Consider the following 25,608-nt stretch of genomic DNA (forward strand, 5'->3'; position numbering starts at 1 on the left):
GTTTATAAGGTCAGTTGGGGTGGTTATGTTGGCGGTGGCTGAAGAATCGCCGGGTGTGGCCACACGGGGAAGTGCTGTGGGGAAAAAGCGGAAGCCTCGCAGGTTCCGGCGGACGGTGCATATCACTCTGGATCCACATGTGTATGCACTCGCTAAGGAAAGATGGCCTAACGTGAGCCGTGTGGTTGAAAGCCTGCTTCGTGTGGCTTTGGATCTTGATTCAAGGCCGTTGGAAGTTGTGGTTCGGCAATTAGGCGGGCCGGTAGCTCAGCCTGGTATGAGCGCCGCCTTGGCAAGGCGGAGGCCCCGGGTTCAAATCCCGGCCGGTCCACCATCCCTGGGCGGGCCCGTGGTCTAGACTGGTTATGACGCCACCCTGACAAGGTGGAGGTCCGGGGTTCGAATCCCCGCGGGCCCACCAGTACAAACTTCGCCTGCGCGAAGTTTGATCAAGGTTTGCATGCCCCTTTAAGTGCATTGTTCTTAGGTTGGGTTTATTCAACAAATCGTAGTCTTGTAGTGTTTCACTGTGAAAATAACGCCCTTCGAGCGTTAAAAGAAAAACGAAACCTTCTAAATTGACCCACTCACTTAATTAAACCCCCGTTAAACTTACAATTTTAAAAGGCATGCAAACTTTTTTTCCAAAAGATTGTTTGCCAAACAAAAGTTCCATCAAAGTGAGTAGCTCCTTTTCAAAGGCTGAAACTCTGGGGATTTTCTTATAGACAGCCATTTTAATTGTGAGAACTTTTCAAATTGCTCTTTGAGTGTGAGTTTAACTTTAAAACCAACGCCCTTCAGGCGTCAAGAAAAAAGCAAACCTACTTTAAGGCTTATTCCCGACATGTTCTCACAGGAGAATGAACACAGTGTAGTAAAAATCCCTCCCTCTTAGCATCCTACGAAGAACTACTAACTTTTGGCGAAGCTTTTTCCAAAAGCTTCCAGCGCCGTTCTCACTATCGTTCGAACGTCCCCAAGGGATGGCGGAAGGGGAGGTGCATTTCTAAGGGTCGGTTTTCCTTTTTGCAGGGGTTTAAACTTTTGGTCAAACTTTGCGCAGGCAAAGCTTGCTTGGTGAGTGTTTCCCTCCCAGAAGGCGTCCTTCGGGCGCCAAAGGTAAAGTTGGAACCGCTTGAAAAATGCTTGTTTTAACGTTAAACGTTTAAGGTTAAACCCCTCCCAAAGCCGCCATTTGATGAGTGCACAACTGACTTTTGCCCGTTGGGTAAGAAGGGCATTTTCACCAGCCTTACCCAAAGGCTGTGGGCAAAGTTTCACTCAAGTTTGTGGCCCCCTTGGATGCAATCGTTCTCCCGCCGGGCGGGATTCTATAAAAAGTTTTATAAAAGAAATTCTCCAGCTTAGGCTGAGGCGAGACCGGTGGAGCGGGAGATAAGCGAAGAAAAGCTCCAAAAGTATTTTAAAATAACCGAAGAGGCCCTCAAGACCCTAAAAATTGCCGTCCATGAAAAAAGCCTCCTTTATTCTACGGCAAAAGACTTTTTAACCATGGCAGAGAGCTACTTCCGGGATGCCAGATACTACTATGAAAAAGGTGATTACGTCACGGCTTTCGCTGCACTGAACTACGCACACGGCTTTATCGATGCCGGGGTGCGTTTGGGAGTATTTAAAGGAGAAGACAACAGGCTGTTTGCTTTCGGGTGATGGGGATGGAGGAGAGTAACTACGTGGTTGTGCTGGAGGCACCTATTATCGTGAGAGATGTCGAAACCGCGGAGGATGCAATAAACGTTGCGGTTTCAAAGGTTGCAAAGGCGTTAAATAAGGAAAAGCTCGACTTTGTGAGAGTTGAAATAGGCTACTCCCAGTGCCCAGTCTGCGGGGCGCATTTTGAAAGCGCTTTTGTTATCGGCAGCGTGGGGCTGGTTGGGATATATCTCACAATCAAGGTTTACAATGCCCAGAGTATAGAGCATGCTGAGAGAATAGCGAAAGCGGTTGTTGGAAAGGCTCTGAAAAAGGTTCCACTCAAGGTCTTTGAGATAAAGGAGCTTGCAGAAGAGGAGAACGGGGAGGGCGTCGGGGCATAATTTTCCCTTCTTAATCCTGATAACCCTAATGATGCCTTAATGGTTGTATTGCTAACAGGTACTGGCCCTGCGATTGATTCAAAATCCTTAAGGGTTAAACCTGGAGCCTAAAGCCTAAAGCCTAAAGCCTAAAGCCTAAAGCCTAAAGCCTAAAGCCTAAAGCCTAAAGCCTAAAGCCTAAAGCCTAAAGCCTAAAGCCTAAAGCCTAAAGCCTAAAGCCTAAAGCCTAAAGCCTAAAGCCTAAAGCCTAAAGCCTAAAGCCTAAAGCCTAAAGCCTAAAGCCTAAAGCCTAAAGCCTAAAGCCTAAAGCCTAAAGCCTAAAGCCTAAAGCCTAAAGCCTAAAGCCTAAAGCTTTTAAACACCCACAAGCCAAATCCCACTATAACCCGGGGAGGTTTTATCATGGGGAAGTTCATCTTTGTGACAGGTGGTGTGCTCAGCGGACTGGGAAAGGGCATAACAAGTGCTTCAATCGGCCTTTTAATGAAATCAAGGGGCTTGAAGACGACCAACATAAAAATAGACCCGTATCTGAACTATGATGCAGGAACCATGAACCCCTATCAGCACGGGGAGGTCTTTGTGCTCGACGACGGCGGAGAGGTTGACCTCGACCTCGGAAACTACGAGCGCTTCCTCGATACAAATCTGACATTCGATCACAATATAACCACAGGAAAGGTTTATGCAGCTGTTATCGAGAAGGAAAGGCGCGGGGATTACCTCGGAGCAACAGTCCAGGTAATACCCCATATAACCAACGAGATAAAGGAGAGAATCAGGAAAATTGCGGCGGATTATGATGTCGTGATTGTTGAGGTCGGTGGAACGGTCGGCGACATTGAGAGCATGCCCTTCCTTGAGGCTGCAAGGCAGATGCAGCTTGAAGAGGGAAGGGATAACGTGGCTTTTGTTCACGTGACCTATGTGCCGAAGCTTAAAGTTGTCGGAGAGCAGAAGACCAAACCGACCCAGCACAGCGTTAAAGAACTTCGTTCTCTCGGCATTCTCCCCGATGCAATAGTTGCCCGCTCGGAGGACCCTCTTGAAGAGGGAGCGAGGAAAAAGATAAGCCTTTTCACAAATGTGCCTGAGGAAGCCGTAATCAGCGCCTATGATGTGGAGGATACCTATGAAGTCCCCCTGCTCCTTGAGAAGGAGGGTCTGGGCAGGTATCTGGCCAAACGCCTTGGACTCGGCGAGAAGGAGCCTGATCTGGATGCCTGGAGGGAGATGGTGGAGAGGTACAGGTCGCTCACGGAAACCGTGGAGATAGCCGTTGTTGGCAAATACGTCAAGCTCGCGGATTCCTACCTCAGTATAAAGGAAGCCCTAAAGCATTCCAGCGTTGCCAGCGGCGTCAAGGTTAAAATCCGGTGGATTGAGGCTGAAGATGTGGAGAAACACGGAGTTGGGCTGATTGAGGGCGTTGATGGCATTATAGTCCCGGGAGGATTCGGTGCCAGGGGAACAGAGGGCAAAATGATGGCGATAAGGTATGCGAGGGAAAACGATATACCCTTCCTCGGAATCTGCTTTGGATTCCAGCTTACGGTGGTGGAGTTTGCCAGAAATGTCCTCGGCATGGAGGGAGCGCACTCCACCGAAATCAATCCCCAGACGCCCTATCCCGTTGTTGACCTGCTCCCCGAACAGAAGGGAATTGACCACCTCGGAGGAACAATGCGTCTGGGTGCATATCCGGTGAAGATAAAGCCAGACACCCTCGCGAGAAAGGTCTACGGTAAAGAGCTCGTGTATGAGAGACACAGGCACAGATGGGAGGTCAATCCAGAGTTCATAGAGAAATTTGAGGATGCGGGGCTGGTATTCAGCGGAATCTCTGGGGACGATAGGAGGAGGATGGAAATCCTTGAACTGCCAGAGAACAGATACTTCATAGCAACCCAGTTCCATCCCGAGTTCAAATCTAGACCGATGAAGCCCGCCCCTGTCTTCAGGGGACTGGTAAAAGCTGCAAAAGAAAGGGCAGAGATTAAGAAAGGATAAGATTAAAATTAAAACCAAAATCAGAACCTGAACTCATCGAGAAGTAAATCAACCTCTTCCTTCTTCTTTTCCAGCTCAAGATAAAATTCAAGCCCTCCTATCCACAGCAGGGCATATATCAGCGCCTGGAACGGGGCCTCCAGCAGGGCCGAAATCAGCATCCCCAGCCATCCGGGAGATATCAAAGCTGCCATCATGGAGAAAGGCGCCATTATCATGCTGATGACGAGCACTCCCACAATCAGGAGGGCCCCAAAACCAAGGGTTGAGGGGATATTGCGGAATGCAAGACCGAAGGCCTCAAACGCTGCCCCGATGTTGCCCTTGACTACATAGAGAGGCACCGTCATCGAAAGGAGGCCCATTATGAAGAGGGCAACAAAAAACTCAACCATGAGGATCAGGAAGATGCCGAAGAGAAGCACACCTCCTGTGCCAGAGAGAGCCCCCGCAGCAACGGGAATTATGATGAGCATTAACGGCAGGAATATTATGATGGCGGCAATTATCCCGAAGATTAAATTAACAGCAAAGACCTGAAGGAGGTGCCGGAAACCCTCAGACAGCAGGCTTCTCAGGGAATATTCCTCCCCTCTGGTGACCATGTGAGCCCCTTTGATAACGGCATACTGAACTGCGGCCATCAGGAGGCTCACAAGGAGGGCATAGAGAAGGAGTCTCGGCAGATAGCTTTTCAGGGCTTCTATATCCTTCTCAGGGAAAGTTGAGCCGTGCTCCTCAAATATCACATTTCCCTGCTTCTGTGCTGTCTGCGTCTGGTTCAGACTGAGCTCTGGAGCATTTCCGACGAGATAGGTCGAGATTGGGGCAAGAATCAGGGTGAATACCATTATCAGCAGAATCAGGTTCCTGTGGGAGGTCATCATTGTTATCGTTTTTGAAAACGCATCTATAGCACCCATGCTTTTCACCACTCTAAATTCGGATGCGACTGTTTAAAACTCTTCCCCGGAAGACTTTTTAAATCCCCCGCGTTTCTTTTCTCAGGTGATATCATGGCGAATATAAGAGCCCACCACATCAGGTTTACTGCTTTCATCCACGCCACGGAAGACGAGGATAAGGTTCTCGACGCAATAGCGACCTTTATACCCGCCGAAATAGATGAGGAGGACGTAATTTTTGACGTGAATGAAACGACAGGCTTCTTCGGCAATCCCATAAAGGTCGTCAACGTCGAGATAAAGAGAAGCAGAGCGGTCAGAAAATTCATCGAATACTTTAGGGGGCTCCTGAGTGAGGGAGATAAGCGCTACATTCTGAAAAACCTCGAAGAGAAGGTCGATGAGGAGGGCACCCTCTACATCCGCTTCAACAAGCAGAGGGCATACCTCGGTGAGGCCGAGATAGACGAAGGGGCGGATGTTATACAGGTCAGGATAAAATTTAAGGCATTTCCCATGAGAAAGGAAGCCGTTGTGAAAGCTGTGAGGGAGTGGCTGGAGGAATGAACGGGGAAAATGAAGGGATCTCGTTCTCCAGTGACTTCTTCGTTGAGATGGACGTTAGAAGCGAAGATGCGCACGAGCTGGCGAGCGAGTGGTTCAGTGAGGTGGTTTTTACAAAAAAGCTTGTTCTTGAGAGCTCCCCCAACTGGAATTTACTCAGAGGGGAGATTAAATCTCTCCGCGAGAGTTATGGAAGGGTTGCCATCCTCATTGTTACGAAAAAACCGAGTCTCATAAGGGAGGCGAAGAACCGCAACCTCAAGGCTCTGATCTATGTCCAAGGAGGCAACATGAGGGTCAACCGCACTGCCATTGAGAGCGGTGTTGACGCGCTCATAAGCCCGGAATTTGGAAGGAAAGACAGCGGATTTGACCATGTGCTGGCCAGGCTCGCGGCGAAAAATAATGTGGCTGTCGGATTCTCCATTGCGCCTCTTTTAAAGGCAAACCCCTATGAGAGGGTTCAGCTCCTCCGCTTTATGATGAAGAACTGGCGGCTCGTTGAGAAGTACCGGGTGCCGAGGTTCCTCACGTCCTCGGCTGAGAACAGGTGGGGGGTGCGCTCACCCAGAGAGTTGATGAGCCTCGGGATAGCCTTAGGAATGGAGGTTCCCCATGCCAAGGCGTCTTTAAGCTTTTACCCGGAAAAAATTTTAAAAAGAATGTTTCAGCCGTCTTTTAACGCCGGGAACTCATCGGGTTCATAATCTTCGAGCTTTCCGTCCAGATAGTCTCCGTAGCCCTTCAGGTCAAGGAGGCCGTGTCCGCTGAGGTTGAAGAGTATAACCTCCTCTTTCCTTGCCTTCAGTGCCCTGTCCACCACAGCCTTAACCGCGTGGGCGCTTTCCGGTGCCGGCACTATACCCTCCGTCCGTGCAAAGAGCTCCGCTGCCCGGAAAACCTCGTTCTGATGATAAGCCACCGGCTTGACGATGCCGTGGTTTATCAGTATGCTGAGGGTCGGGGCAAGGCCGTGGTATCTCAACCCGCCGGCGTGAATCGGAGGGACGTAGTAAGTGTGCCCCAACGTGTGCATCCTCATCTTTGGTGTGTAGCCTCCGGAATCACCGTAATCATAGGTGTAAATCCCGCGTGTCATGCTCGGGGCTGCCTTTGGTTCTGCCGCCACAAACTCGTAGTCTTCCTTCCCCTTAAGGACATCCCGGACGAACGGATAGGCCAGCCCTGCAAAGTTGCTCCCCCCACCGACACATCCGATTATAACATCCGGCTCCTCGAATTCCTTCATCTGCTCCATTGTCTCAAGCCCTATAACCGTCTGGTGCATGAGAACATGGTTGAGGACACTGCCGAGGGAATAGCGGGCATTCTCATCGCGGAGAACATCCTCAATGGCCTCGCTTATCGCTATCCCCAGCCCACCCGGATGCTCGGGGTCTTCAACCAGGAACTTCCGTCCGATTTCAGTCCTGTCGCTTGGACTGGGATAGATTTCAGCCCCATAGAGGCGCATTATAGTCTTCCTGTAGGGCTTCTGCTGGTAGCTTGCCCGTGCCATGTAGACCCTGATTTTAAGACCGAGGAGTGCTCCAGCTAAGCTTAAAGCTGTCCCCCACTGACCTGCCCCGGTTTCGGTAACGAGCCTCTCAATGCCCTGCTTCTTTGCGTAATAAGCCTGGGCTAAAGCCGTGTTTATCTTGTGGCTCCCCGTCACCGTCGCCCCTTCATACTTGAAGTATATCCTTGCCGGCGTTCCGAGGGCCTTCTCAAGGTTCGTGGCCCTGAAGAGGGGTGTTGGCCTGCCGATCTTGGCATACAGTGCGCGCACCTCCTTCGGAATCTCGATGTATCTCTCCCCGCTCATCTCCTGCCTGACAAGCTCCCCGGCGAAGATCCTCAGCAGCTTCCCAGGCTCCATGGGCTCGTCGGTCTCCGGATCGAGGGGCGGTGCCAGCGGCTCCGGCAGGTCGGGAAGAATGTTGTACCATCTCCCTGGTATTTTTTCATCCGTCAGAACGGCCTTCATTCAAACCACCTCCTGTTTTTGATCTCCGAAAAGTCCCAAAAATGAGGGAATAAGAGGAATCGTGTATCTCCCAGGATAACAGGGGAAAAGAGGAACTTACACCTCAGGACGCCAAAAACAAACCCCCCTAATCACTCCAAAAACAATCCCGCCCTAAAATCTCAGAAGTAACCGGGAATTCGGGAAAAGGTTCTTCAGAGCCAAAAACACTCACTCCTGAACATCATGGCGCATCAATGCTTAGGGAACTTCGCGGTTTAAGTAGTTTTTGCTCCTCCATTTGGAGAAATGACAAATGCGGCCCAACATTGATGTCTTAAATAAGAAGGGAGGAGGGGGCGGGATTGAGCCCATCACGCGCTCGAATACCCACAGGATAAAGAACAGAAAAACTTAAATATTTTTTGACGCAGCGTCGGGAATAATGTCAAAAATTCCATACAATTCCCCGTGATTTTTGTCATTTGTCCAGGCTATGCGATTTCGGTCTGTTCGTATATGCTCCTTCCCTGTTTGTGCCTCACCAGAAGCCCGTAAAAGAACTCCTTCATGTCCCGACCCATATTGTCATCAAGGAGGAGATCAGCTTTTCCCCGGTACTCCCTCTCGGCTTCCGCTATCAGCATGCCGATTGAGGGCAGGAGGTGCTCCATCAGAGCCCTCATAAGTTCGGGATATGCCTCTTCATCGAACTCCTCATCCGCCTCGATGCCTATGTAGATCACAAAACCCTTCATCTGAACGGAAAGAACAAACTGCTGCCCATCCAGCTCGAAAAAGGAGAAATTATGGGTATCTTTATCAACGCGTGCGATTAAAACTCCCTTTATTGATAGGGTGACAGCTTCATCATCAATCTGAAAGATGAGATCCTTTGCGAATTCCCTCTGAGTCAGGGCATAAAGGTTTATCATGGGCCTCCCCACACACATTTAGGGCGAGGTGCTTTAAATCTTATCCGTCCCGATTCCGGTTCCAGCAGCCGGGATTCTCAGGGAATACTACTTGAAGGTTGACCGCATAAATTTGACCCACATAACCAGCCTTAGACCCTCCCCCAACAGCCATAAAAGTTAAAAGCCACCGGTTCCAAATTTACGCCTTGGTGATGTATGATGCGGATGGTGGGATTCCTGGCTGCAGTTCTCGTGCTGTTTTCATTTACCATGCCGTGGTTTCAGGTGACCAAATGGTACGGCACCGAGCAGGTTACGATGATAGACATTGCAAAGGAGCTTTACAACAACATGGATCAGATAAAGGAGACGATAAAGGAGCTTAACACCGAGACCCCGAGCACGAATCTGATTCTCTTCATGTCGTATGTCGTCGGGGTTTCCTTAATCCTTCTGGGAGCACTCTTCGGTCTTACTGGGGGTAAAGGAGGGCATCTGCTGGGAATTGCGGGTATGCTCCTCTTCACGTATCCCATCTGGGCCACCACAGGAGAGAAAATCCTGGATATGATTTCATACGGTTACATAGTCGGAGGAATAGGCTTTCTCGTCGGGCTTGTCGGGGGAGGTGCGTCAAAGAGTGGAAAATGAATTTGGATTTTTCACCCCTTTATCTCCGTAATTTCCCCGTTTCCGGGCGGCAGAACCGCCATTATGTCCTCCTCCCTCACTCTGTATCCCCACTTTTCAAAGATGTGCTTTATCCTCTTAACCAGTTCGCTCTTCTTCAGCCCTCCGGGTCTTATGACGATGTATCTGTTCGCATGGGCTTTGATGGCATCAACCGGGGCGCACACCACGAAGTCGTCGCCCTCATACGACACAATCCCGACAGCAAGCTTCAGCGGCAGCCCATGGAACCAGTTTCTTTTGCCGTAGACCATGAAGGCGCCTTTTCCCAGATACTCCCCGCTCGGTGTTTTCTTCGTCACCTGCTCCGGATACGCCCAGTATGCATCCTCGGAATAAACCCCCCTGCTCCACGCCTTTGACATCGAGACAGCGAACTGGCATGCTTCAAATATCGTCTTTTCCCCGGCCTTCCTTCCATCTTTAATGACGACGTGGGGAGCTCCGTAAACGTCGGCGTGACAGTACAGGTCGTTCTCGTTCATGTGCTTTTTGATGAGCATCTCGTTCGTGCTGGCATCCTTCCCCCCCAGGACAAGGAACCCTTCACTGCTGAGGAACCATCTGAACTTTTCGAACCATCTCTTCTTTCTCTTCTCAAGCCTTTTGACGTTCAGCTCCTTCTTCATCTCCTCTTCAATGAGCTCCTCAATTTCCCTGAGCTTTCTCTTTGTGTTTTCATGGGCAATCTTTGCCCCCTCAAGCTTGTGCCTCGCCTTCTTTGCCTTCTCGTAATAAAGCTCGGCGTTCTCACCCAGGCTCTTTTCAAGGTAGAGCTTCACCTTCCTGCCATCCAGCTCAAGGGTGATGGCTTTCTCCCTTGGGTCAACCGACTTTATGAGGAGTGCTATTCTGTTCCCCTCCTTCTTTCCCTCCTCTATGCGCTTCATGAATTCCTCAAAACCGAGCTTCTCGACGGCCCTCCTGAACTCTCCCAGCAGGCTATCAACAAAGGTGAAGTTTGCATAAATCAAATCCCCGATTTCCTGATTCTTCTTGGCTTCAATTTCGAAACCCCTCATCTGCTCCTCCTGTTTTCTCAGGGTTGCCAGTATCTGCTTCTTTTTCTGCTCCAGCTTTCGGGTTTTCTCCAGTTTTGCCTTTTCAACCGTTATCCTTCCGAAGTACTCATCCAGAGCCTCACTGAAGGTTTTGAAATAGCGCTTTTCATATCCCTCATACCACCTAAGCTCGATGGGCAGAACATCAATCATCCTGCCGTTCTCGTAGACGATGTTGGGCTTTGGCTCCGCTGTGAAGACCGATTTCATGGTATCAAAGACCAGCCGAAGCTCATCCTCACCGAGTTCATCCGCTTTTCTGCTCTTTTCTATCCCCGCCCTCAGCAGGATTTCCTCAGCATAGAGGCCTCCCATGCTCAGCTTTCTTGCGAGGGCCCTGACAATCTCAATGTGTGAGCCTCCCACAATCTCCCTGAAGCGCTCCCACTCAACTTCCACAGGGCTCTCTCTCGCAGGAGGCAGCCTGTACTCCGCCTTGGGAATCACAGCTCTGTCCTTAAATTCTTCGTATCTGAGTGCTGCAAGAATCCTGTTTTCAGGATCAAGGAGAATTATGTTTCCTTTTTTGAAGAGCTCCGCCACGAGTATGTAATCCCCTATCCTTATCTTCACTATCCTGTCGAAATCATACTGCTCTATGGCATCGATAAATCCGCCGCTCAGATGCTTTCTCAGCAGCATCGTGAAAGATGACGGCATCTTTGGGGCCTCTTTGATGTATGTCGTGAGGTGGATTCTCTTCCCCGCCTCAAGGATCAAATCCTGCCTGCCCTCCTTCGTACGGAGCTTTATCCTTATCTCTCCTCCGTCATGGTAAATTTTATCCACACGGGAACCTATCAGGCTTTGAAGCTCATCAACGATGTATTTGATATCAACGCTGCTCATTTCCTCCTTCATTCTCCCACCCAGTTTGAGTTATCGTCCGGGTTTAAAGGGTTGCCGGCGTCTTTTCATTGCTCTTTTCTGGACATCATGACAACAAAGGACAGAATAAGGTTAAATACCCAAACAGCACTAACACCCATGGTGATACACTATGAAAGGCTACTTCACCTTTGTCCTGCACACTCACATCCCCTACGTGAGAAAGCATGGAAAATGGCCCTTTGGGGAAGAGTGGCTCTATGAGGCAATGGCTGAAACGTACATCCCGCTGCTCATGGAGCTTGAGAAGCTCAGGGATAGGGGAATCAAATTCCAGCTAGTCATAGGAGTGACCCCTGTGCTGGCGGAACAGCTGACCGATGAATACATAAAATCGGAGTTCGAAAAGTACATGGAGAGGAAACTCAGGGCAATGGAAGAAGACCTGAGGAGCGGCAGATATGATGAAAAAGCCGTGAGCTATATGCTCGAATATTTCAGGGACGTTTTTGAATACTGGAAGAGAATCGGGGGCGACATAATAGGAGAGCTCAGGAAGCTTCAGGATGGAGGATACATTGAGGTCATAACATCAGCGGCCACACATGGTTACCTTCCCCTGCTCCTGAGGGATGAGGCCATAGACGCGCAGCTTGCGAACGGTGTTTTAACGTATGAGAAACATTTCGGCAGAAAGCCCCGTGGAATATGGCTTCCTGAGTGTGCCTACCGGCCGGAAGGAGAATGGGAGCTCCCCCACAACAGGATGGTTTACAGGAAGGGGCTGGAGAAATTTCTGGAAAAATACGGGCTGGGGTTTTTCTTTGTAGAAAGCAATCTCATTGATGAGGGGCCCGTCAGCGGGGGCTACGGTGAGGTTACACTGGCGGAGACTGAAAAGACCACGCTGAGACCATATTTCATCAAGGGCTCAAACGTTGCGGTCTTTGCGAGGAACAGGGAGACCGGACATCAGGTCTGGAGCGCCCACTATGGATATCCGGGTGACTTCTGGTACAGGGAATTCCACAAAAAGGCCGAGAAAAGCGGCGGGCAGTACTGGAGGATTACAAGGAAGGATGGCGACCTTGGAAGCAAGGAATTCTACGACCCTGAGAAGGCCCTTGAGAGGGTCGAGGAGCATGCAAAGCACTTTGTCTCGCTCGTTGAGAAGCTCCTGAAGGAGCATGAAGGCGGGAAGGCCATAATAGTCTCGCCCTATGATACCGAACTCTTCGGCCACTGGTGGTTCGAGGGCGTTAAGTGGCTCGGCAGAGTACTCGAACTCATGGCCGAGCGCGATATCAAAACGACGACGATTTCGGACTACCTTGAAAGCTACGATGGTGAGAGGCACGAAATAGAGCTGCCCGAGGGTTCCTGGGGCAAGGATTCCAACCACTCCACTTGGTGGAACCCGGAAGTTGAGTGGATGTGGGAGCACGTCTATAAAGCCGAGGAGAGAATGGTTGCACTTGCCACCAGATACTACGGCAGGGACAAATCGGCGGACAGAATTCTGGAGCAGATGGGAAGAGAGCTCCTTCTTCTGGAAAGCAGCGACTGGCCGTTCCTGATAACGACGGGACAGGCAAGGGAATACGGGAGGAGACGGCTTCTGGAGCATGCCGGTGCATTTCACAAACTTGCCAACGAGCTTGAGGAGTATTTTGAAAGGGGCAGCTTCAACCTTAAGCTCCTTGAGGCACTGGAGGAAAAGGACAGTGCGTTCAGACCAATCAGGCTGGATGTCTATGTGAGTCAGAACCCTCCTGAGGTGCCAAAATTTGTTAAACCTCCTGAAGTGCCCGAGGAAAAGGCTGAGGAAAAGCCAAAGGTGGTATCCGAGAGATTCCACGATTATGTTGCCGTGGGAAAGGCAAAAGAGAGCAGGAAGGCTGTGCTGAAAAAGAGGACGCTGAAGAAGAAGGCTTCTAAGAAAAAGGATACAAAAGAGCTCCTGAAAATTAAGGGCATCGGGCCGAAAACGCTGAAAAAGCTTGAGAGGGCAGGGGTAAAGAGCATTGAAGACCTGAGAAATGCAGACCTTGAGGAGCTTTCCAGAAAGACAAAAATCTCCATAAAAAGGTTGAAAAAATTCGTCTCCCAGATTTAATTCCGGGGCGTGTCTAAGATTGTTGGTGTTTGTATGGTGGTGAGTAAAATCTTTGAAGATACACTTAAACAGGCAGAAGACTTCCAGCACTCACGGAAACAATCCCAACTTTAATTTTAGACACGCCCTTTAATCTCGAAAGGCTTTTCTTTTCTTCACCGTATATTATACGGTGGTTTCATGAAGAAGGTTGAGGCTATTTTGAGGCCAGAGGATTTTGAGGGGGTTAAGCGTGCCCTGAAGCAGATGGGGTTTGTGGCCTTAACAGCTTATCCCGTTAAGGGAAGGGGTGTTCAGGGAGGAATCCCTCCCCACGACATGCTCCCCAAGATGAAGCTGGAGATTGTTGTGAAGGACGGGGACGTGGAGAGGGTTCTGGACGTAATCATCCAGAACGCCAGAAGGGGAATACCCGGCGATGGGAAGATATTCGTAATCCCTGTGAACGACGCAATAAGGGTAAGAACCGGAGAAAGGGGCAACGACGCCCTCTATTAAAGGAAAGCATGTCTGTGCCTGTAGAGAGAATATGCCGCGTAACTGAGGAGTGCTATGCTGAGGGCCCCGAGTACCGCCACGAGTACCGCAACACCCTGGGCAAACGTCAGGCTCCTGTGGAATGCATTCGCAATCTTCATAAGCTCCTCCTCGTGGGATAGGGCATAAATTCCATAACGCACCGAGAATGCCCCCAGAACTATCGGAACCGGCATGACGGCAAGAGCGAGCATTAAACCTATAGAGCCCCTCTTCCTGAGGCTTATCATGGATAACAGCGTTGGTATCACCAGTATCAGTGCCGTTATGGCGAATGCGGGGCCGTATATACCCGAAACAATATAGAACGGTATCATGCCGAAGAGAAACGCCCTGTATGCCTTTTGGAGCTCCTTAACCTTGCCGGCAAAGTCGTAGGGGGCGACTTTTGAGTACCTGTTCATTGCAGAGACTTCCTTTATGTACTCCTTTTCACCCATCTTCTCGATGAACTTGTCCGTCGTGCTGTTTTTCAGTTTGACGGCCCTTTTGAGGAAGAAGTTTGCGAGCTCGTCGTTATCAACAACAACCTCACCGGCAAGTCTGGTGAAATTTTCCTTAGCCTCATTGAGCAGCCTCAGGGCTTTGGCTTTGTTTTTATCGGAGAGATTTTTGAGACTATTAATTCTCTTCTCAACATCCTCAAGCGTCTGAGCAACATCTCGCAGAATATCGGAACTCTTCACAGGAACACACCTCCAAGAAGGGAAAAGAAAAGAAAGGCTTTAAGCCTTTTGCTGCTTCTCATGATGCAGGAGCTTTGTAATGCTCCAGTACATCATTATGAAGATCGTTCCCCATGCAAATACGAGGAATGCGAGAGCACCTGCGTTCATCTTTGACCACCTCAGAGCTTTATGATAACCTCGTTCTTTTCAAGCTCTTCTCCGTACTTCTTCTTGATGGCAAGGTATGCTTCGATGGCACCTATTATGATGACGATGAATATCATGCCCCTTGCAACGGTGACCGCATGCTTGGCGTAGCCGATTGTCGTTGAGACCAACGCCTGATTCTTGACCAGATCCTGCATGTATGCCTGTGAAAGCGTGAATACTCCGCCCTTTGCATAGTTCCAGGTGTTTCCTGCGAGCAGTATCAGCATGTAAATCGGTGCAATGTAGAGCATTATGGGCTTAAACCATCCGGGAACCTGGATGAAGGCACCCTTGTGGAGCTCCTCCCAGAAGTTGTCCGGCTTGAAGAGCCAGAGACCCACCACTATGTCGAAGAATCCAAGCAACACCAGGAAGTAGCTGCCCACCCACATGTCCATGTCCGTGAGGACGAGCAGGGTTTTGTCCAGTGCTATCGGCAGCCCGAGTATGAAGAGCCATACGAATACCATCCATGTGCCTTTCTTTCTGTCTATGTGGACATCCTCCTCAAGCATTGCCACCAGGTAGTTGTATGTTGCTATGGCCGATGTGAATCCTGCAAACCACAGCAGCAGGAACCAGAAAGCTCCGAAGATCCTCCCCGCAGGCATGTGCATGAAGACGTTCGGCAGGGCCATGTATGCAAGACCCACGCCACCCTTGATGGCCTTTTCAGGGCCAAGGTATGCGAAGGCGATTGGGATAGCCAGTGAACCGCCGAGGATAACCTCCGCGAACTCGTTGAGCGAGACAGTTGCGAGACCGCTGAGAGCAACGTCATCCTCAGGACCGAGATAGGAGGCATAGTTGTGTATGATACCCATACCCAGGCTCAACGTGAAGAATATCTGCCCTGCGGCTGCCAGTGCTATCTTGAAGAAGTTCTTGCTCAATGCGCTGAAGTTGGGTGTCCAGATGTATGACAGACCACCGATGGCGCTCCATTCCGGCTTGACAGGTGAGCCAAGTGTTAATGCTCTTACAACCAGGATAATGGCAAACACATACAATGCCGGCATCATTACCTTGACCCATCTTTCTATACCCTTGCTGACGCCCTGTCCGACCGCTATTCCCAGGAGAACCATTGTCAGTGCCCAGAAGAACAGCACCGCACTGGTGTTGGATATGTAGCCCACGAAGAACTTGTAGGTGTCCTGTCCGAAGTATGCCCCTGTCAGGCTGTACCATGTGTATGCTGCCGACCATCCTATGATCTGGTAGTAGTAGGAGCTGAGCAGCGATGAGACCGAGAATCCCAGCAGGCCTCCGAGAACACCGAACCAGAGTGCGCTCTTGGGCTTCAGGCTTTCCCTCGACATCAGGTAGAACATCGGACCCAGCGTACCGTGGCCGTATTTGCCTCCGTATCTGCCTATTGTCCACTCAATCCACATCACTGGAATTCCCAGGAAGAACAAAGCAAAGAAATACGGTATCATGAACGCTCCGCCACCGTTGCTGGCAAGCTGGTATGGGAATCTCCAGAAATTGCCGAGACCGATGGCATTTCCTGCCATAGCTAAAATCAAACCGAGTTTGGTTGCCCATTTATCTCTTTGTTCAGCCATTTCGTTTCACCTCTAAACCCGAATCAACAGTTTCAAACATCGGGGGACATAATGCAGCATTGCTAACTACTCGGGTATACTTAATAAAGCTTTCTACTCCCCTATTTCGACAAAAGACGATTTACTCTACCCCTGAATAAGAATTGGGGATTGACATTTTTCTAAGTACTCAATTGGAGCCGTGCCGTACTCTGTCATCATGACGGATAGGGAAGCAGATAATCCGGTAAGATGTCGGTCTGAACAGGGCCTGTTTCAAAAACTTTTATTAGCGGGTCTCCCGAGATACTTTTGCCCGATGATTGAAAGAGAGAGTGAGCTGATGGATGATGACCGACTTCTCGCTGAGGGCTTTGCTTTAATTTTTATTCATCAATGTATTTTAATGTCCCCCAGTGTATAAAAAATATTGGATGTACATGCCTCTTTTTTTATTAAAATTTCGGGAGAGTTTTTCTTTTCGCCGAAAATTTCCGTACATAACCTTTTGTTGGAAAATAAAGGTTTTCCGGGCTTTTTCGACGAAAGGTTTATATAGGTAAATGCCTAACCCCACATCGCAGATTACCGAAATTTGAGGTGATAAAGATGGTTGAGCAGGACCCGTTTGAGATGGCGGTCAGGCAGCTCGAGAGGGCTGCACAGTTTATGGACATAAGTGAAGAGGCCCTTGAGTGGCTCAAGAAACCAATGAGAATTCTGGAAGTTAGCGTTCCGATACAGATGGACGATGGTTCTGTTAAGGTTTTCACAGGTTTCCGTGTTCAGCACAACTGGGCTCGCGGCCCAACCAAGGGTGGTATCAGGTGGCACCCGGCAGAAACCCTCAGCACGGTCAAAGCCCTCGCTACATGGATGACCTGGAAGTGTGCTGTTGTTGACATTCCCTATGGTGGCGGTAAGGGTGGTATCATAGTCAACCCGAAGGAGCTCAGCGAGGCCGAGCAGGAGAGACTTGCACGCTCATACATAAGGGCAATCTATGATATAATCGGCCCATGGACCGACATCCCGGCTCCGGATGTCTATACAAACCCGAAGATCATGGCATGGATGATGGACGAGTACGAGGCCATAAGCAGGAGAAAGGGCCCGGCTTTCGGTGTCATCACGGGCAAACCGCCTGGTGTTGGAGGTATTGTGGCAAGAATGGACGCTACGGCGAGAGGCGCCAGCTTCACGGTTAGGGAGGCCGCAAAGGCCCTTGGATGGGACAGTCTTGAAGGCAAGACCATAGCAATCCAGGGTTACGGCAACGCCGGCTACTTCATGGCCAAGATAATGAGTGAGGACTACGGCATGAAGGTCGTCGCCGTCAGCGACAGCAAGGGCGGCATATACAACCCGGACGGACTGAACGCAGACGAGGTCCTTGCCTGGAAGAGGAAGAGCGGCAGCGTCAAGGACTTCCCGGGAGCAACCAACATAACCAACGAAGAACTGCTTGAGCTCGAAGTTGATGTCCTTGCCCCGAGCGCCATCGAAGAGGTCATCACCGAGAAGAACGCCGACAACATCAAGGCCAAGATAATAGCGGAGCTCGCCAACGGCCCGACCACACCTGAGGCAGATGTTATTCTCCACGAGAAGGGCATCCTCGTAATCCCAGACTTCCTCTGTAACGCCGGCGGTGTTACGGTCAGCTACTTCGAGTGGGTGCAGAACATCAACGGCTTCTACTGGACGGTTGAGGAGACAAGGAAGAGGCTTGACGACAAGATGACCAAGGCCTTCTGGGACGTCTACAACACCCACAAGGAGAAGGGCATCAACATGAGAGATGCCGCCTACGTCGTCGCCGTCCAGAGGGTCTACGACGCCATGAAGCACCGCGGATGGGTCAAGAAGTGATGGGTGATTTCTGCCCTTTTTTCTTCTTGTGTTTATGTTTATCCTGTTTTCCTGTGGGTATATCATGATACCAAAGGCAGATGGAGATAATCAAACTTTTGTCCAGTACTCCTTCTCCTCCACCATGGCCCTGAGCATCTCCTCGTCATCCCTGAACATCGTCCTCCTTGAGGGGTTCTGCATGCCGTAGAACTCCATGAAGGGGCTTGGGCGGCGTTTGAAGGGATAGTAGAGGTATATGGCGGCGAATGTTCTGTAGGCCTCGGCCATCTCACTTATAACCCCAGCGGAAACCTCCGGTGTGTAGTGATAAACCGCTATGGCCTTGCACACATCAACGAGATTGAAGTCCCTCTCGACGAGCTGTCTCCTCAGGATGTCCGTTGCATGCTCTATATCCTCCCTGTCCAGCTCTTCAACCTCTTCGCCGTCAAGGAGGTGTTTGATTTTGATTTTTCTGATTGAGGGGTCTTCGTTTATCTGGCTGTCGTATTCCGCAACGACCCACCAGTCATCTAAAGCTCCGGGGTCGAGGACTGTGAAATACCGGCTTAATCTGGTGTAGAAGTCCCTCACCCGGTGATAGTACTCCTCTTCGTGGCCGGTCATGGGATAGCTGAGATACACGAGGGGCCTCTCATTTTCACTGAACAGCAGATTTAGGAAGGTGTCGTGGGGATGGCGGATTCCGAACTGGAGGACGTATCTTACCCTAACTCCTTCCTTTTCGAGTTCATGGACAAGCGTCTTGACGTGGTTTATGGCATCCTCACGCCACAGAACCAGCGTTGTTAGCTTGATGTTGTCCTTATCATTTCCGAACCGTTCAAACCACTCGGGGTCATTTACTATCCTCCTCCTGACGCTCAGGATGTCATCGAGGACGATTATAACCCTGTCCGGCCTCAGAAGCTTCAGGTTGCTCAGTGTGAATCCCAGAACGCTGCCGCTGCCCCACCTGAAGAGCGAAGGGGTGGAGACGATATGATACCTCTTCTCGGACTCGTCTATCTCCTTCCTTATCCTTTCGAAAGCTCTGTCCCTGATGGCATTCATCAGATCAGGATGGCTTATTGCAAAATCAAGAACATTCTTCCGGGTTATTTTAAGCCCCCGCTCCTTTCCAACCTGGATCAGGTATTCAAAAACATGGTGATAATCGTACTCCTCTTTAGAACGCCTGAGTGCCTCCTCAGCATATTCGTCCCTTCCGTTGAGAGGGGGGCCTGTCAGCAGTATAACCTCTTTCATCCCAACCACCTCCCGGAATTTGGTGTTTGAAGTTTATAAATCCCTCCCTCAATGCGAAAACTTTAAATACTGTTCGGACAAACGGCCTTTGTAGGTTCTTCTATTCTGAAAAATACTAAGCGCAAGGGGTGTTGTAATTGACAGACAAGCTAAAGGGAACCACCACAGTTGGCATTGCATGTAGTGATGGGGTAGTCCTTGCAGCGGACAGGAGGGCCTCGATCGGCAACATGATAGCCTCGAAGGATGTGACAAAGATATTCAAAATTGACGAGCATTCAGCCCTCGCTGGAGCTGGCAGTGTTGGCGATATTCTCAGTCTTGTCAGGCTTCTCCGCTCGGAAAGCAGTCTGTATAAGGCAAGGGTTGGTAGGGAGATGAGTGTTAGGGCTCTCGCAACGCTCACCTCGAATATCCTTCATGGAAACCGCTTCATGCCCTACTTTGGATGGTTCCTTATCGGAGGATTCTATGAAAAGGGTGAGCTGTACTCAATAGATATGGCCGGAGGCCTGACCGAGGATAAATTTGCCGCTGCAGGCTCCGGGATGGAGTTTGCCTATGCTGTTCTTGAAAACGAATACAGGGAGAATATGCAGGCCGAGGATGCCATCGGGCTTGCCGTTAAGGCCATAAACACCGCCATGAGAAGGGATGTTTTTACAGGGGATGGCATAATGGTTGTGAAGATCACGAAAGAGGGATATAGAGAGCTCGGTAAAGAAGATATAGAGAGCATTCTTAAGGGACTGTGAGTCAGAGGTGAGGAAATTGATAAAAAGGGAAACGTTTGTCGATGATATTCTCAAGGAAATCAAGGAGATAATAGATCAGATGGTTCCGCGGGAGGCAAAAATAGCCGATGTCGAATTTGAGGGCCCGGAGCTCGTTATCTATGTTAAAAATCCAGAGGTTATAATGCAGGACGGGGATTTAATAAAGAACCTTGCAAAGATTCTGAAAAAGCGCATAAGCGTGCGCCCTGATCCCGAGGTTCTCCTGCCCCCCGAAAGGGCGGAGGAGATGATAAAGCAGCTCGTTCCTGCGGATGCCGAGATAACCAACATAAGCTTTGATCCCTCCGTGGGAGAGGTTTTAATTGAGGCCAAAAAGCCGGGGCTGGTCATAGGTAAAAACGGAGAGACGCTCAGGCTGATAACACAGAAGGTCCACTGGGCCCCGAGGGTTATAAGAACTCCCCCCATTCAATCCCAGACCATATACTCCGTCAGACAGATACTTCAGTCGGAGAGCAGGGACAGGAGAAAATTCCTGAGACAGGTCGGCAGAAACATATACAGAAAGCCCGAGCTCAAGAGCGAGTGGATAAGGATTACAGGTCTGGGAGGATTCAGGGAAGTTGGAAGGTCAGCTCTCCTTCTTCAGACAAATGAAAGCTTTGTACTGGTGGACTTTGGCGTCAATGTTGCCGCTTTGAATGACCCCAAGAAAGCGTTCCCCCATTTTGAGGCTCCCGAGTTCAGATATGTCCTCAACGAAGGCCTTCTCGATGCCATAATAATAACCCATGCGCACCTCGACCACAGCGGTCTGCTTCCCTATCTCTTCAGGTTCAACCTCTTCGACGGCCCTATATATGCCACACCTCCAACGAGAGACCTGATGGTGCTCCTTCAGAAGGATTTCATTGAAATTCAGCAGAGCAACGGCATAGAACCGCTTTACAGGCCGAGGGATATTAAGGAGGTCATAAAGCACACGATAACCCTCGACTACGGTGAGGTCAGGGATATATCACCTGATCTGAGGCTCACGCTTCACAACGCCGGACACATCCTCGGTTCATCCATTGCACACCTGCACGTGGGAAACGGCCTCCACAATGTGGCCGTTACGGGGGATTTCAAATTCATCCCCACGCGGCTTTTTGAGCCGGCTGCAAACAGATTCCCGAGGCTGGAGACCCTCGTGATGGAATCCACATACGGTGCGAGTAATGACTACCAGATGCCCAGAGATGAGGCCGAGAAGAAGCTGATTGAGGTTATCCACCAGACCATAAAGCGCGGCGGAAAGGTGCTCATCCCCGCAATGGCCGTCGGCAGGGCTCAGGAAATAATGATGGTTCTTGAGGAGTATGCGAGGGTCGGAGGCATAGAGGTTCCGATTTACCTCGATGGAATGATATGGGAAGCTACCGCAATCCACACGGCATATCCCGAATACCTCAGCAAACACCTGAGGGAACAGATATTCCATGAAGGCTACAACCCATTCCTGAATCCGGTGTTCAAGAGCGTCGCCAACACCAAGGAAAGGCAGGACATAATCGACAGCGGTGAGCCCGCAATAATCATAGCGACCTCGGGCATGCTCGTGGGCGGTCCGAGCGTTGAGTACTTCAAGCAGCTCGCATCCGATCCAAGAAACAGCATAATTTTTGTGAGCTACCAGGCTGAGGGAACCCTCGGCAGGCAGATTCAGAGGGGCATGAAGGAGATTCCGCTGATAGGAGAGGGCGGGAAGACAGAGGCCATAAGGATCAACATGGAGGTCCACACAATAGATGGCTTCTCGGGACATGCCGACAGAAGGGAGCTTATAAGCTACATAGCAAGGGTGAGGCCGAGGCCGGAGAGGGTCATAACGGTTCACGGTGAGCCCCAGAAGTGCCTGGATCTGGCGAGCAGCATACACAAAAAGTTTGGGATATCAACGAGAGCCCCGAACAACCTCGATGCAATCCGGCTCAAGTGATGAGGTATGAGGATTGTGTGCCCGTCGTGCGGCCGTTCATACTCTTCCTTTATCCCTCCCAGATGTTCCTGCGGAGCGGAGCTTGAGCTCAGCTACGACTATTCGGAGGTTGATATCTCCAGCTGGAGGAGAAGGGACAGGGGAGTATGGAGATACAGGGAGCTTCTTCCGGATGTTAAAAGGGTAATCACCCTAAAGGAGGGTGGAACCCCTCTTTTCAAGGCCAAGCTGGGCGAGGAGCTTGGCCTGAATGTTTTCATCAAGGATGAGACGAGGAATCCCACCGGGTCATTCAGGGACAGGCTTATAACGGTCGCAGTCTCCTACGGCCTGCCATACGCTGAAAACGGCTTCGCTGTTGCAAGCAACGGAAATGCTGCTGCATCTCTGTCCGCATATGCCGCGAGAGCTGGAAAGGAAGCCTTTGTTGTCGTTCCGAAGAAGATCGACAGGGGCAAGCTTATCCAGATGATTGCCTTTGGGGCAAAGATAATACGTTACGGGGATAGTGTCGACGAGGGCATAGAGTACGTGAGGGAGCTATCCCGGCTCAACGGCTTTTATGATGTAACCCCCGAGAACAATATAATCGGCCTCGAAGGGCAGAAGACCATAGCCTTTGAGCTATGGGAGGAACTCAACCCCACCCACGTCATCGTCCCGACCGGCAGCGGGAGCAATATCTACAGCATATACAGGGGATTTAGGGAGCTCCTTGAGATGGACGCCATTGATGAGATGCCCCGTTTGATAGCGGTTCAGCCGGAAAAATGCTCCCCGATAGCGAGTGAGATACTCGGAAGAAAGGCAAAGAAGGAGATAACACGGGCTCTCGGCCTTTATGTTAAAGACCCCGTGAGTAAGGAGAGAGCGATTAAGGCCGTTAGGGAGACAGGGGGCACCGCGGTTCTTGTCGGGGAGGACGAGCTCGACTTTGGGGAAAGGGTGCTGGTCAATGAGGGCGTCTTTGCTGAGTATTCCTCCGCAGTTGTTGTCCCCGCCCTGTTCAGGCTGAGCGAAGAGGGTTATTTTGAGAGGGACGACAGGGTGGCTCTGATAGTCACCAGCTCGGGGCTCAAGGCATACTACAGGGAGGAGAGATTCTCCATAGGGGGCACCAAGCTTGAGATACTGCGACTCCTCAGGGATGGCGAGAGGTACGGCTATGAGATATGGGAGAACCTTGAGAAGCCGATGAACTATCAGGCGGTCTACCAGCACATAAAAGAGCTTGAGAGCCTCGGCCTGATTGAAAAATCCCGGAAGAGGGGAAAACGGCTCTACTACAGACTCAGCGAGAAAGGAAAGAGACTGCTTGAGAACTTTTCAGAGTAGTGAGCGGAAAGATTTTAAACTCTTTTTAAAAGCTAAGTTAGGTGAAAGAAAGTGAAGCCTGAGAACAAGTTTTCGCTCATGGTTTATGGCTGGGGTGCGCTCAGCGGGGTCATCAGTGGAGCATTATCGCTCCAGAATCAGGCTGGATGGATAGTTGGATTCTCGCTCATCTTCCTGATACCCTACGTGGCAAAAGCGGTACTGAAAGACCTGCCCGAAGAGCTTCAGGAGCCGGGAAATGCAATCAGGCGCTCTCTCGGCGGGTTCTTCCTGTTCTGGCTGTACTTCACGCTGCTTGTTTACACGGTCTCTACAGGATTCCAGCCGAAGTTCTACTCCAATCAGAGTCTGCTCTACAGGATAATTAACAACGCAACCGTAACGGGGTGAGCCGATGGAAGAACTGAAAAAGGCTGTGGCTAAAGAAGCTCTGAAGTTCATCGACGATGATATGATAGTTGGCCTTGGCACAGGGTCAACCACCGCACACTTTATCCGCTATCTCGGCAGGATGATAATGGAAGGCGATCTGGAGGATGTCTACGGCATCCCCACATCCTATCAGGCCAGGCTCCTTGCTCTGGAGAGCGGGGTGCCGGTTGTTGGTCTCGACGAAGTTGATGCCATAGATATTGCGGTTGATGGGGCGGATGAGGTTGACCCCCACCTGAACCTCATAAAGGGCAGGGGTGCTGCGCTGACGATGGAGAAAATCATAGAGTACAGGGCAGGAACATTCCTCGTTCTCGTTGATGAGAGCAAGCTGGTCGAGAGGCTCGGTCAGAAGATGCCAGTCCCCATAGAGGTGATTCCTGCAGCCTGGAGGCCCATAGCGGAGGAACTTGAGGTTTTTAACGCCACAGCGGAGCTGAGGATGGCATCAAAGAAGGATGGGCCCGTTGTGACGGATAACGGGAACTTCATACTTGACGCGCACTTCCCGAAGATAGAGGATCCCCTCGACCTTGAGATAGAACTCAACAATATCCCCGGAGTCGTGGAAAACGGTATTTTTGCGGATATCGCCGATATAGTCCTTGTGGGCACGAGGGAAGGCGTTAAGAGACTTGAGCGTTAAGTTTATAAGCCTCTGTCCTTTTATCCCTGTTGACCCGCATATGCGGGGGTTGCCGAGCCTGGTCAAAGGCGGTGGACTCAGGATAGGCTGTTTTGGCCAAATGAGGACATCTCCCGTCAGAATGACAGCATAGAAGAACCGAACCAACAATAGAGTGTCTAGGCTAACTCAACTTATACTTTTCTCTTATGTGCCTCAAAAACTCCCCGGCAGTCATGATGTAGAACCAGTGCCTCTTGAGATTGAACTTAAGAGTCCTTTTGTCTCTTAGTTCGACGAGATGTTTTGTGTTCATGCTTAGGAGGTAGCGAGCCTTGGAGGTATAAACCACATTCAGGAACTTAACATCATCAGGGTGGCCAACCAGTTCAACCATTTTAGTGTCATCCTCAAACTTTACCCTCGGCGAGACCCTCTTCGTGTGGTTCTGGATCAAGTTGTATATTGCCTTGGCTTTTTCTGGTTTTCCCACCAGAAGGCCAATGATTGCGAGGGTTTCTTTCATTTCCTTCAGCGTATCCCTTGAACCGTAATTTTGAAGAGTCCCTTTCTTAAGAAGCTCAAGGACTCTAATTGCCGGACTTCTTCTGGGGTCTCTGGTTTTTAGAGCGCTGATCAGAATGGATGTGTCAAGGACAACCTTAAGCTGAACCATTCAAATCACTCCGAGCTTTTTCAGCTTCCGCTCTATCCTGCGGAACTTCTTGATCTCTTTTCTCGCGAGTTCAAGGAGTTCGGTGGTGCTCAGGTTTGTGGTTTTCTTGTCTGTGAGGATGATTTTCCAGGCCTTGTCATCGCTCATTGGTTTGTCCATCTCGCTCATTAACTCCCTCACTTGGAAGAACCAGATTATATCCTCTGGCTTTTCCTTCGTGGCCTTGGCGAGACCGTCAAGGATTGACTCAAAGACCCGCCTATCAACAGTTTTTACAGCCATGCTCCCACCTGTGTGTTTTTTATTGCCGGGATAGATTAAGTTTTTGGTGTGATTTCCGTTTAATGGAAAAGGCTTTTATCCTAAAAATTTATAAACCTCATTGGAGGTTTTCGTCATAGTATTTCCCGCGTCTGCACATTACACTACCTGCAGAAGTTGAGGAGGTCGCGCTCCTTAGGAGCGGCACTTTGGTGGTAAATCCGCCTGCATATGCGGGGGTTGCCGAGCCTGGTCAAAGGCGGTGGACTCAAGATCCACTCCCGCAGGGGTTCAGGGGTTCAAATCCCCTCCCCCGCACCATTACAAACTTTTGCTGAGCAAAAGTTTGATCAAAA

23 protein-coding genes and 3 tRNA genes are annotated in these 25,608 nt (G+C 50.3%); 17 read left to right on the plus strand and 9 right to left on the minus strand.

Annotation, left to right across the window (positions count from 1 at the left end; genetic code table 11):
- The first annotated feature begins 256 nt into the window (after nucleotides 1–256).
- The 5 genes from ACYQ27_RS08150 (at nucleotide 257) to pyrG (ending at nucleotide 4,070) form a co-directional block, all read left to right on the plus strand.
- Nucleotides 257–334, plus strand: a tRNA-Ala gene (locus tag ACYQ27_RS08150).
- 9 nt (nucleotides 335–343) lie between these two features.
- A tRNA-Val gene (locus ACYQ27_RS08155) sits at nucleotides 344–421 on the plus strand.
- A 965-nt stretch (nucleotides 422–1,386) separates the two neighbouring features.
- Entirely contained in the window at nucleotides 1,387–1,674 is a 288-nt protein-coding gene (locus tag ACYQ27_RS08160; protein WP_460041455.1) for a DUF357 domain-containing protein, read from the plus strand.
- Nucleotides 1,675–1,679: 5 nt separating this feature from the next.
- Nucleotides 1,680–2,060, plus strand: a complete 381-nt coding sequence (locus tag ACYQ27_RS08165) for a DUF555 domain-containing protein (protein WP_456394672.1) — start codon at nucleotides 1,680–1,682, stop codon at nucleotides 2,058–2,060.
- 402 nt (nucleotides 2,061–2,462) lie between these two features.
- Nucleotides 2,463–4,070, plus strand: coding sequence for a glutamine hydrolyzing CTP synthase (pyrG, locus tag ACYQ27_RS08170; protein WP_460041456.1), 1,608 nt, complete (start codon nucleotides 2,463–2,465; stop codon nucleotides 4,068–4,070).
- 20 nt (nucleotides 4,071–4,090) lie between these two features.
- Here pyrG and ACYQ27_RS08175 read toward each other — a convergent pair whose 3' ends face one another.
- A complete protein-coding gene (locus ACYQ27_RS08175; RefSeq protein WP_456453881.1) occupies nucleotides 4,091–5,002 on the minus strand; it encodes a hypothetical protein in 912 nt (303 codons plus the stop codon).
- Between the two features lie 84 nt (nucleotides 5,003–5,086).
- Here ACYQ27_RS08175 and ACYQ27_RS08180 point away from each other — a divergent pair, with 84 nt between their 5' ends.
- Together ACYQ27_RS08180 and ACYQ27_RS08185 are read left to right on the plus strand one after the other, a co-directional pair.
- On the plus strand, nucleotides 5,087–5,542 hold the full coding sequence (locus tag ACYQ27_RS08180; protein ID WP_456394663.1) for an RNA-binding protein: 456 nt from the start codon (nucleotides 5,087–5,089) through the stop codon (nucleotides 5,540–5,542).
- Nucleotides 5,539–6,246, plus strand: coding sequence for a Ribonuclease P protein component 3 (locus tag ACYQ27_RS08185; protein ID WP_456453882.1), 708 nt, complete (start codon nucleotides 5,539–5,541; stop codon nucleotides 6,244–6,246). Before ACYQ27_RS08180 ends, ACYQ27_RS08185 begins: the two co-directional genes overlap by 4 nt.
- Here ACYQ27_RS08185 and ACYQ27_RS08190 read toward each other — a convergent pair.
- Nucleotides 6,207–7,526 (minus strand): TrpB-like pyridoxal phosphate-dependent enzyme, encoded by a 1,320-nt coding sequence (locus ACYQ27_RS08190; protein WP_460041457.1) that lies wholly within the window; start codon nucleotides 7,524–7,526, stop codon nucleotides 6,207–6,209. The genes ACYQ27_RS08185 and ACYQ27_RS08190 overlap by 40 nt on opposite strands.
- Nucleotides 7,527–7,999: 473 nt before the next feature.
- Complete coding sequence (locus ACYQ27_RS08195) at nucleotides 8,000–8,452, minus strand: hypothetical protein (RefSeq protein ID WP_460041458.1); 453 nt, start codon at nucleotides 8,450–8,452, stop codon at nucleotides 8,000–8,002.
- 189 nt (nucleotides 8,453–8,641) lie between these two features.
- Between ACYQ27_RS08195 and ACYQ27_RS08200 the strand changes: the two genes are divergently transcribed.
- Complete coding sequence (locus tag ACYQ27_RS08200; RefSeq protein WP_456453883.1) at nucleotides 8,642–9,073, plus strand: amino acid permease; 432 nt, start codon at nucleotides 8,642–8,644, stop codon at nucleotides 9,071–9,073.
- 11 nt (nucleotides 9,074–9,084) lie between these two features.
- Here ACYQ27_RS08200 and rqcH read toward each other — a convergent pair whose 3' ends face one another.
- Entirely contained in the window at nucleotides 9,085–11,034 is a 1,950-nt protein-coding gene (gene rqcH / locus ACYQ27_RS08205) for a ribosome rescue protein RqcH (RefSeq protein ID WP_456453884.1), read from the minus strand.
- A gap of 139 nt (nucleotides 11,035–11,173) precedes the next feature.
- Here rqcH and ACYQ27_RS08210 point away from each other — a divergent pair, with 139 nt between their 5' ends.
- Both ACYQ27_RS08210 and ACYQ27_RS08215 read left to right on the plus strand, forming a co-directional pair.
- The gene (locus tag ACYQ27_RS08210) at nucleotides 11,174–13,117 is read left to right on the plus strand and encodes a 1,4-alpha-glucan branching protein (RefSeq protein ID WP_456453885.1); all 1,944 of its coding nucleotides are present in this window, start codon (nucleotides 11,174–11,176) and stop codon (nucleotides 13,115–13,117) included.
- Between the two features lie 180 nt (nucleotides 13,118–13,297).
- The gene (locus ACYQ27_RS08215; RefSeq protein ID WP_456453886.1) at nucleotides 13,298–13,615 is read left to right on the plus strand and encodes a P-II family nitrogen regulator; all 318 of its coding nucleotides are present in this window, start codon (nucleotides 13,298–13,300) and stop codon (nucleotides 13,613–13,615) included.
- Here ACYQ27_RS08215 and ACYQ27_RS08220 read toward each other — a convergent pair.
- Together ACYQ27_RS08220 and ACYQ27_RS08225 are read right to left on the minus strand one after the other, a co-directional pair.
- Entirely contained in the window at nucleotides 13,612–14,340 is a 729-nt protein-coding gene (locus tag ACYQ27_RS08220; RefSeq protein WP_456394656.1) for an alpha-glucosidase, read from the minus strand. The two genes, ACYQ27_RS08215 and ACYQ27_RS08220, sit on opposite strands and share 4 nt — an antisense overlap.
- A 161-nt stretch (nucleotides 14,341–14,501) precedes the next feature.
- Nucleotides 14,502–16,103: a sodium-dependent transporter gene (locus ACYQ27_RS08225; RefSeq protein ID WP_456453887.1), complete on the minus strand. Its 1,602-nt coding sequence runs from the start codon at nucleotides 16,101–16,103 to the stop codon at nucleotides 14,502–14,504.
- A gap of 588 nt (nucleotides 16,104–16,691) precedes the next feature.
- On the opposite strand from ACYQ27_RS08225, the gene gdhA reads away from it, so the two are divergent.
- Nucleotides 16,692–17,954, plus strand: coding sequence for a glutamate dehydrogenase (gene gdhA / locus ACYQ27_RS08230; RefSeq protein ID WP_456453888.1), 1,263 nt, complete (start codon nucleotides 16,692–16,694; stop codon nucleotides 17,952–17,954).
- Nucleotides 17,955–18,044: 90 nt separating this feature from the next.
- Here gdhA and ACYQ27_RS08235 read toward each other — a convergent pair whose 3' ends face one another.
- Nucleotides 18,045–19,205: a hypothetical protein gene (locus ACYQ27_RS08235; protein ID WP_456453889.1), complete on the minus strand. Its 1,161-nt coding sequence runs from the start codon at nucleotides 19,203–19,205 to the stop codon at nucleotides 18,045–18,047.
- A 137-nt stretch (nucleotides 19,206–19,342) separates the two neighbouring features.
- Between ACYQ27_RS08235 and psmB the strand changes: the two genes are divergently transcribed.
- Genes psmB through rpiA form a run of 5 tightly spaced genes read left to right on the plus strand, consistent with a single transcriptional unit; the run spans nucleotide 19,343 to nucleotide 24,336 of the window.
- On the plus strand, nucleotides 19,343–19,960 hold the full coding sequence (psmB, locus tag ACYQ27_RS08240) for an archaeal proteasome endopeptidase complex subunit beta (RefSeq protein WP_456394652.1): 618 nt from the start codon (nucleotides 19,343–19,345) through the stop codon (nucleotides 19,958–19,960).
- Between the two features lie 16 nt (nucleotides 19,961–19,976).
- Complete coding sequence (locus ACYQ27_RS08245) at nucleotides 19,977–21,923, plus strand: beta-CASP ribonuclease aCPSF1 (RefSeq protein WP_456394651.1); 1,947 nt, start codon at nucleotides 19,977–19,979, stop codon at nucleotides 21,921–21,923.
- Nucleotides 21,924–21,929: 6 nt separating this feature from the next.
- A complete protein-coding gene (locus ACYQ27_RS08250; protein WP_456453890.1) occupies nucleotides 21,930–23,258 on the plus strand; it encodes a pyridoxal-phosphate dependent enzyme in 1,329 nt (442 codons plus the stop codon).
- Between the two features lie 51 nt (nucleotides 23,259–23,309).
- Entirely contained in the window at nucleotides 23,310–23,648 is a 339-nt protein-coding gene (locus tag ACYQ27_RS08255; RefSeq protein WP_456394649.1) for a hypothetical protein, read from the plus strand.
- Nucleotides 23,649–23,652: 4 nt separating this feature from the next.
- Nucleotides 23,653–24,336, plus strand: a complete 684-nt coding sequence (rpiA, locus tag ACYQ27_RS08260) for a ribose-5-phosphate isomerase RpiA (RefSeq protein ID WP_456394648.1) — start codon at nucleotides 23,653–23,655, stop codon at nucleotides 24,334–24,336.
- A gap of 163 nt (nucleotides 24,337–24,499) precedes the next feature.
- Here rpiA and ACYQ27_RS08265 read toward each other — a convergent pair whose 3' ends face one another.
- On the minus strand, nucleotides 24,500–24,991 hold the full coding sequence (locus ACYQ27_RS08265; RefSeq protein WP_456453891.1) for a putative toxin-antitoxin system toxin component, PIN family: 492 nt from the start codon (nucleotides 24,989–24,991) through the stop codon (nucleotides 24,500–24,502).
- Nucleotides 24,992–25,273, minus strand: coding sequence for a hypothetical protein (locus ACYQ27_RS08270; RefSeq protein WP_456394646.1), 282 nt, complete (start codon nucleotides 25,271–25,273; stop codon nucleotides 24,992–24,994).
- Between the two features lie 212 nt (nucleotides 25,274–25,485).
- On the opposite strand from ACYQ27_RS08270, the gene ACYQ27_RS08275 reads away from it, so the two are divergent.
- Nucleotides 25,486–25,573 (plus strand) — tRNA-Leu (locus ACYQ27_RS08275).
- Nucleotides 25,574–25,608 lie beyond the last annotated feature (35 nt).

It is taken from the genome of Thermococcus atlanticus, assembly GCF_054657855.1.

Excerpts from the sequence above, each read along its gene's own strand:
- ACYQ27_RS08165 (WP_456394672.1), top strand. The coding sequence starts at position 1,680 with ATGGAGGAGAGTAACTACGTGGTTGTGCTGGAGGCACCTATTATCGTG.
- pyrG (WP_460041456.1), top strand. The coding sequence starts at position 2,463 with ATGGGGAAGTTCATCTTTGTGACAGGTGGTGTGCTCAGCGGACTGGGA.
- ACYQ27_RS08180 (WP_456394663.1), top strand. The coding sequence starts at position 5,087 with ATGGCGAATATAAGAGCCCACCACATCAGGTTTACTGCTTTCATCCAC.
- ACYQ27_RS08185 (WP_456453882.1), top strand. The coding sequence starts at position 5,539 with ATGAACGGGGAAAATGAAGGGATCTCGTTCTCCAGTGACTTCTTCGTT.
- ACYQ27_RS08190 (WP_460041457.1), bottom strand. The coding sequence starts at position 7,526 with ATGAAGGCCGTTCTGACGGATGAAAAAATACCAGGGAGATGGTACAAC.
- ACYQ27_RS08200 (WP_456453883.1), top strand. The coding sequence starts at position 8,642 with ATGCGGATGGTGGGATTCCTGGCTGCAGTTCTCGTGCTGTTTTCATTT.
- rqcH (WP_456453884.1), bottom strand. The coding sequence starts at position 11,034 with ATGAAGGAGGAAATGAGCAGCGTTGATATCAAATACATCGTTGATGAG.
- ACYQ27_RS08210 (WP_456453885.1), top strand. The coding sequence starts at position 11,174 with ATGAAAGGCTACTTCACCTTTGTCCTGCACACTCACATCCCCTACGTG.
- ACYQ27_RS08215 (WP_456453886.1), top strand. The coding sequence starts at position 13,298 with ATGAAGAAGGTTGAGGCTATTTTGAGGCCAGAGGATTTTGAGGGGGTT.
- ACYQ27_RS08225 (WP_456453887.1), bottom strand. The coding sequence starts at position 16,103 with ATGGCTGAACAAAGAGATAAATGGGCAACCAAACTCGGTTTGATTTTA.
- gdhA (WP_456453888.1), top strand. The coding sequence starts at position 16,692 with ATGGTTGAGCAGGACCCGTTTGAGATGGCGGTCAGGCAGCTCGAGAGG.
- ACYQ27_RS08235 (WP_456453889.1), bottom strand. The coding sequence starts at position 19,205 with ATGAAAGAGGTTATACTGCTGACAGGCCCCCCTCTCAACGGAAGGGAC.
- ACYQ27_RS08250 (WP_456453890.1), top strand. The coding sequence starts at position 21,930 with ATGAGGATTGTGTGCCCGTCGTGCGGCCGTTCATACTCTTCCTTTATC.
- rpiA (WP_456394648.1), top strand. The coding sequence starts at position 23,653 with ATGGAAGAACTGAAAAAGGCTGTGGCTAAAGAAGCTCTGAAGTTCATC.
- ACYQ27_RS08265 (WP_456453891.1), bottom strand. The coding sequence starts at position 24,991 with ATGGTTCAGCTTAAGGTTGTCCTTGACACATCCATTCTGATCAGCGCT.
- ACYQ27_RS08270 (WP_456394646.1), bottom strand. The coding sequence starts at position 25,273 with ATGGCTGTAAAAACTGTTGATAGGCGGGTCTTTGAGTCAATCCTTGAC.